The sequence below is a fragment of the Prauserella rugosa genome (assembly GCF_000719975.1).
In the GTDB taxonomy this organism is placed as follows: Bacteria; Actinomycetota; Actinomycetes; order Mycobacteriales; family Pseudonocardiaceae; genus Prauserella; species Prauserella rugosa.
The window spans coordinates 1-6306 of sequence record NZ_JOIJ01000043.1; the positions used below are offsets into that span (position 1 = coordinate 1).

Genomic DNA, 6306 nt, shown 5'->3' on the forward strand with positions numbered 1-6306 from the left:
GACAGGACCTCACCCTCGGCAGGTCCGCCGACCTCGACTACGGCCGCAGCATCACCGATGCCTGCCTCGACTGGGACACCACCGCCGAACTGCTCGACCAACTCGCCGCCGGAGTGCGCGCCCGCCGCGGCTGACCGGCCGGAAACGGCCCCCGCACCCAGCGTCACTTTGGAAGGATCGGTGTGTTGAGTACACCCGCACGTCCACGCCTCTGCTGTTGTGCGGCTGCCATGACTCGTAAAGCAATGCGCCATGAGGACGCGCAACACATCCATTTCCCGGAGGGCCATGGGCGACCAAGCACCTACAAACATTCTGTCCGTGCCCAGGCAGGAGCCGGCGCATGTGAGTGCGCTCTCCTGCCACACGATCTGTGTTGCCCGACGAGGGCGATCACTGGTTTCAGTCGGTGCCTCCGGTGCGGTTGGCACGCGCGAGCAGGTAGAGCAGTACGGGAGCGCCGAGGACTCCGGTCACGGCTCCGACGGGCAGTTCGGTGGGCGCGAACAGGAGCCGGGCGGCGAGGTCGGCCGCGATCACGAGCAGTGCCCCCATCGCGGCGGACGGGCCGAGTCGGATCGGACCGCCGGGCAACAGTCGCCGCGTGATCTGCGGCGCGACGAGGGCGATGAACCCGATCGGTCCTGCCGCCGCGGTGGCCATGGCCGCAAGGACGACGGCCGTCGTGATCAGGGCGGGCCGCATCCAGGTCGCCCCGCCGGTCAACGCCTTGGCCAGATCGTCGCCGAGTTCGAGCACGCGAAGCTGCCGGCCGAGCACGAGGAGCACGGGCACCGCCATCACCACCGTGCAGGCGACGACGGTCACGTGCAGGGACCCACGGTTGGCAAGGCTGCCCGTGAGCCACGACGCCGCGCTCAGCACCTGGTGGTACTCGGCCTGCACGAGCAGGTACGAGATCGCGGACGAGAGCATGGCCGCGATGCCGATGCCCACCAGCACGAGCCGATAGCCGTTCAGGCCGTGTTTGAGCGCAAGCAGCACGATTGCCGCCGACGTCCCCAGCGCACCGACCAGCGCACCGAACACGAGCATGGCTCCGGAGCCGCCCACGAGCGTCATCACGAGCAGTGCGCCGAAGGATGCGCCCGCGTTCACCCCGATCACGTCGGGGCTCACGAGCGGGTTGGCGGCGATGCGCTGCAGGATCGCGCCGGACACGGCAAAAAGGGCACCGACTCCGAGACCGGTGACCGCGCGGGGCAGGCGATCGCGCACGACGACGTCGTACTCGATGAGCGTGCCGCCCCCGCCGAGCACCCGCAGGATGTCGGCCGTCCCCAGGTCGAATTCCCCGAGGCCGAGCGATACCACGGCCAGGCTTCCGGCGCCCACCCAGAGGCCGGCCGCAAGCAGCGCCGACCTCCGGAGGAGGCGAAGCAGGACACCACGACCAGACACCGGCACATCACGTTGGGCCGTCACAGCTGCGCCACCTTCCGCCGACGCACCAGATATAGGAACAGCGGCCCTCCGGCGAGTCCGGTCACAATGCCCACCTGCAACTGTTCGGGCTGCATCAGCAGCCGGCCTGCGACGTCGGCCAGGAGCAGCAGGGCTGGTCCGAGCAGCGCGGACAGCGGCATGATCCACCGGTAGTCAGGCCCGACCAGGACGCGCGCGATGTGTGGGACCGCCAGTCCGACGAACGCGATCGGGCCGGCGAGCACGGTCGCCGCTCCCGCCAGGAGCAGTACCGACACCGCCGCGAACGCACGGGTCACCACCAGCCGGACGCCCAGGCCTCGCGCGATGTCCTCACCCAGCGCCATCAGGTTGAAGCTCCGGGCGGCGACGAGCGCCAGCACGAACCCGGCCACGAGGAACGGCCCGACGGCGCCGCCGGTGTCGACGTCCGCCCGCGTGAGGGAACCGATCGCCCAGAACCGGTATTCGTCCAATGTGGCCGCGTCGAGCAGGGTGACGATCGTGGTCATCGATCCGGCCATTGCGGCCACTGCCGCGCCGGCCAGTGCCAGTTTGACCGGTGTCGCACCGCCCCGTCCCAGTGAGCCGAGTACGTAAACGACGAGAGCGGCTGTTCCGGCTCCGGCGAATGCGAACCACAGGTGGCCGCTGACCGCGGTCACGCCGAACGCGATCGCCGTCACCACCGCCAGCGACGCTCCGGCGTTGACACCCAGGATTCCCGGCTCTGCCAGAGGATTACGGGTAAGTCCCTGCATCACCGCCCCGGCCACACCCAGCGCACTGCCGGCCAGGACTCCGGAGACGGTCCGCGGAATGCGCACGTGCCGAACGATCGTCTCGGCCTCCCCGCTGCCCGGCGAGACAAGCGCCGACAGTACGTGCCCCAGCGGCGCCGGATAGCGTCCGACCACAAGGGACAGTAGGCACGCCGCAACCAGAAGCACCATCGCCGACGCCACCCAAACCAACGGGAACATCCGACTCGGACGCACGTTCGCCGCTGCGGCCGGGCGCGTGCGCACCGCCTGCTGCGGCGTTCCGTCTACCAAGCGGTCGACCGGTAAACCCCCGCTAGCCAACGAGATTCGGGTGCAACAAGGCTGCGACCTGCTCGATGCTGTGCGCGGCGCGGACGCCCGCGGAGCGATCGGCGAACAGGAACGGGTGCACGGCTTTGTCGGCTACGGCGGTGATGTCGGCCAGGGCGGGATCGCGCAGGATGGCGTCCACGTCGGCCTGCGCATCCCGTGTGGTCATGTCGGCGTTGCAGCAGGCGTCGGTGAGGATGACATCGGGGTCCCGGTTGACCAGTTCCTCGGCGCCGATGTCGATGTTGCGCGTGTCCGACAGGTCGGCGAAGACGTTCCTGCCACCGGCGCGCTCGATGATGTGCGAGCCGAAGTCGATGCCGCTCACGGTGCCGTAGCTGCCGTCCTCGTTGGGGGACACGATGGCGACCGACGGACGTTCGGCACCGTCGACCCGTTTCTCGACCTCGGCGATCCGCTCCCGCAGGTCGGCGATCACCGCGCGTGCGGTGTCCTCGACGCCGAACAGCACGCCGAGGTCGCGCAGATCCTGGTAGACGTTCTCCACCGTCACCGTGGCCGGATCGATCGACTGATCGGTGAGGCCGTCCTCGCTCGGGCACAGTGGCGAGAAGATCCAGCTCTCCACGCCGAGCTCGCGCAGGCTCGCGCGGGTACCGACCGAGCTGTCAGCACCCTGTTCAGCGAAGAAACCGTTGAAACCCGACAGCACGAAATCCGGTTGCTTCTCCAACAGGGCTTCCCGGCTGGGCAGGCTCGGCACGTAGTCAACGCGTTTCTGCTGATCCACATACTCCGGGAGCACCTGCGCATCCAGGAACGCGGTCCCGACGAGGCGGTCGGTGATCCCGAGGGCGTGTGCCATCTCGATCGCGGGCTGATAAGCCGCGTAGACCCGTTTCGGCGGACCGTCCACGGCCACGTCGATCCCGCAGTTCTCCCTGCTAACCGCCGCACCCAAGGCAGAGGCAGACTTCGGTGATGGCGGTGCGCAGGCTGTCACGGCAACGGTCAGAACGGACAAGAACAGAGCTGCGGAACGCAAGCGCATGCTCGTGACGGAAGTACGCGTACGGCTCTGGGTGACTGCCACGCGCCTCCGGCGCAGTACGGCAGAGTTGCGCCTCCGGCGCCGCGGCAATGACATCGTCAGACCGCCCCTCCAGGTCCTCGTGGAATCGGGTCACGCGGTGTGCGATCGAGTCGCACGGTGCCGTGGCCGGTCTCCTGGCTGACGGGTCCTACGCGCTGTGCCGGCCTTCCCGGAGCGTGTGCTCCAGTGGCCTGCGTGCTCGCACGGCACAGCACTTCCCGAATCACAGTGGCGAGGGCCGCTCCGGTCTTCCACCGGATTCCCGTGCACCACGGCGGTATGAACTTAGCAGACACGCAAACGACCAGACGTGTGTCGGCACCCACAGACCTATGACCAACCTGACCTGAACCGATTCAGGTCACCATGACGGCTCCGATAAGCGGTGTGGACCAGCCCGCAACATTCAGGCCAAGCCCCGCACCGCAACCACCGTGATGCATGGTGAGGCTCTCAACGGCAATAGGCAGACACCGAACAACAACCTGCGCACTGAGAAACCCGCAGCTGTCCCGCGCAGGCCGTTGCAAATCACAAGATGTTCCGGATACCAACTCACCCGCACTGGGCGCGTAACGACGTAGAGCAGTCGTTCCCGCCCGCGCCGGACCTTCGGACACTCCCGTCACGATTCCATCAGCGAATGACGTCACGAGTCACACCGGACCGAGTCTCACTGCCAACGAACCGCACGACAGACAGGGGGTCGGACTGGTGGTGGCCACAGGAGAACAGCCCTCCCAAGACATTCTCCGGAGGCTGCGTCAGCAGCTCAACACCCTCGTCGCAGTGCTGACTGTCGCTGACCTTGACGCGGACGTGCGAACCATGCTCGCAGCACTTGCCCACACCGCAGTTACCGCCGAGCCGCTACTGGCCAACCTCGACCCGAGCATACTGATCGAAATCCGCAGCGCGTTCGACCATGCCGAGGCACAGCGTATCGACGACATGCGCGCAAGCCTGCTCATGGCCAGCCGCCGACTCTCCGTCCTCCCACACACAGGAAGCTTTCCCTCACTACCGCACCAGGGCGCACCCCCGCACCACACTAAACCTTCAAATCCGAGGGACATGCGCGAGTGACTCCCAAATGCAAGGTGTCAAACCCGGTGGCAGTCTGTCACGGACGCATTCTAGGGCGCTCCGCCGAACAGACTTAGTGCACAGTTTCGGCGAGCAGACCCGGGGACACCACGCGATTCCTTTCCGATCTAAAAGGAGAACCCGGTGTCACCTCGAGTAACTCAGTTGAACAATACCCCACCGTCGATCATCACGGCCTGTCCAGTCATGTAGTCGGAGTCTCGTGAGGCCAGATACGACACAAACGAGGCAACATCACGTGGCTCCTCCACTCGGCCGAGTGAGATTGACTCGGAGAAACGCTTCAAAGCAGCACCGCGCTCTTCCCCGGACTGCTCAGTCATCTTCTCGTCGATCAGGTCCCACATGGTGGTACCGACAATACCGGGGCAATAAGCGTTCACCGTAATGCCGTGATCGGCCCATTCTTGCGCGGCAACTTGCGTCAAACCACGTACGCCCCACTTGGTCACCGAATAGCCACCGAGCATCTCGAAGCCCTTATGCGCGGCGATCGACGCGGCGCCTATAATCTTCCCGCCCGAACCTTGCTCGATCATCTGCTTCGCTGCCGAACGATAGGAATTGAACACGCCATATAGATTTACCTGAACAAGTTCGTCCAGCTCTTCGGTAGTCATTTCAAGCAACGACGCCACCCGAGCAATGCCAGCGTTCGCTACGAATACGTCGAGTTGTCCGAACTCATCCACAGCTCGCCGAACCAACGCATCGACCTGCTGTGGGACAGTGACATCTGTAGGGACAACCGTGGCACGGCCACCCGCCCGTTCGATGTTCCTGCGTACGTCCTCGAGATTCTCGACCATAGACTCTAGGTCGGCGATTGCCACAGCCAGTCCGTCCTGAGCGAGACGCTCAGCAATACCTTGCCCGATACCTCGCGCTGCGCCGGTGACGACAGCCGTCCGTTGCCTCGGTGCGCTCACAGAATGACCCTCCTCACAAACTCGGTCACTTTACATGTGAATTCCCGCGATAGGGGCATGCAAAACCGACCGCGTGGACAAGCTCAGCAGTACACGTTCCGCGGGCCATAGTGCCTCTCCCCCAACTCGACGTGATCGGTTGCCGCGCCCGCATACCCATCGAGTGACGTTTCAACGTCGTCACGCGGCGTCAGTCAATGTCGGCACCCCATTCGGCAAGGTATCTGGCCACACCGCCGCCTATGCCATGCCGGCTTGGGCCAATCGCCCTGTGGTTCCAAACGTCAACACGCCGGAGTAGCACAGTCGCGGATTCGCGCCAGGGTGTTCGAACACATCCATGGCAAGAAGATCCACCGCCGACTCGACTACGGCCGCCGACCACGACCCGGGGTCGGCACGCTGGTCCGGGTTGACGAGCATCAACCACAACAGCTACAGCCTGCTGGGTCCGTGACGAGCCGACACTGTCGACCTGGCCGACCAGGTTATGGCCGCGCAACGAAGCGGGAAAACCGAACCGAACTGACGGGGCCGACTCTCCAAAACCTAGAACTCGCACTAGCCACACCTAACGGCGTGTCTCGTTTGGATCTTGACCCGTCGTCCGGGATGATCGTCCATTGTGGTTGATGCGTTGTCGTGGCGGTTGGTTCCTGATGAGTTGTGGGAGCTG

5 protein-coding genes, 1 pseudogene and 1 riboswitch are annotated in these 6306 nt (G+C 65.3%); of the genes and pseudogenes, 2 read left to right on the plus strand and 4 right to left on the minus strand.

The genetic code is table 11. The features are described 5' to 3' along the window. Positions 1–134, plus strand: a pseudogene (locus tag IF64_RS28030) (3-deoxy-7-phosphoheptulonate synthase); the annotation flags it as partial. A gap of 268 nt (positions 135–402) precedes the next feature. Here the strand turns inward: IF64_RS28030 and IF64_RS0124725 are convergent. The 3 genes from IF64_RS0124725 to IF64_RS0124735 all read right to left on the minus strand — a co-directional run bounded on the left by IF64_RS0124725 (position 403) and on the right by IF64_RS0124735 (position 3462). After that, positions 403–1422, minus strand: coding sequence for a FecCD family ABC transporter permease (locus IF64_RS0124725; RefSeq protein ID WP_246134752.1), 1020 nt, complete (start codon positions 1420–1422; stop codon positions 403–405). Between the two features lie 20 nt (positions 1423–1442). Then, positions 1443–2399 (minus strand): FecCD family ABC transporter permease, encoded by a 957-nt coding sequence (locus tag IF64_RS0124730; protein ID WP_246134753.1) that lies wholly within the window; start codon positions 2397–2399, stop codon positions 1443–1445. Positions 2400–2523: 124 nt separating this feature from the next. After that, positions 2524–3462 (minus strand): ABC transporter substrate-binding protein, encoded by a 939-nt coding sequence (locus IF64_RS0124735; protein ID WP_246134754.1) that lies wholly within the window; start codon positions 3460–3462, stop codon positions 2524–2526. 239 nt (positions 3463–3701) lie between these two features. Next, a riboswitch (cobalamin riboswitch) is annotated at positions 3702–3883 on the minus strand. A 500-nt stretch (positions 3884–4383) separates the two neighbouring features. Between IF64_RS0124735 and IF64_RS27390 the strand changes: the two genes are divergently transcribed. Then, positions 4384–4680 (plus strand): hypothetical protein, encoded by a 297-nt coding sequence (locus tag IF64_RS27390; protein ID WP_145600409.1) that lies wholly within the window; start codon positions 4384–4386, stop codon positions 4678–4680. Positions 4681–4841: 161 nt separating this feature from the next. On the opposite strand, the gene IF64_RS0124745 is transcribed toward IF64_RS27390, so the two are convergent. Next, the gene (locus tag IF64_RS0124745) at positions 4842–5630 is read right to left on the minus strand and encodes an acetoin reductase (RefSeq protein WP_030534581.1); all 789 of its coding nucleotides are present in this window, start codon (positions 5628–5630) and stop codon (positions 4842–4844) included. Positions 5631–6306: the final 676 nt, after the last annotated feature.

Bases quoted from the DNA above. Each gene is read 5' to 3' on its own strand.
- IF64_RS0124730 (WP_246134753.1), bottom strand. From the start codon at position 2,399: ATGGTGCTTCTGGTTGCGGCGTGCCTACTGTCCCTTGTGGTCGGACGC.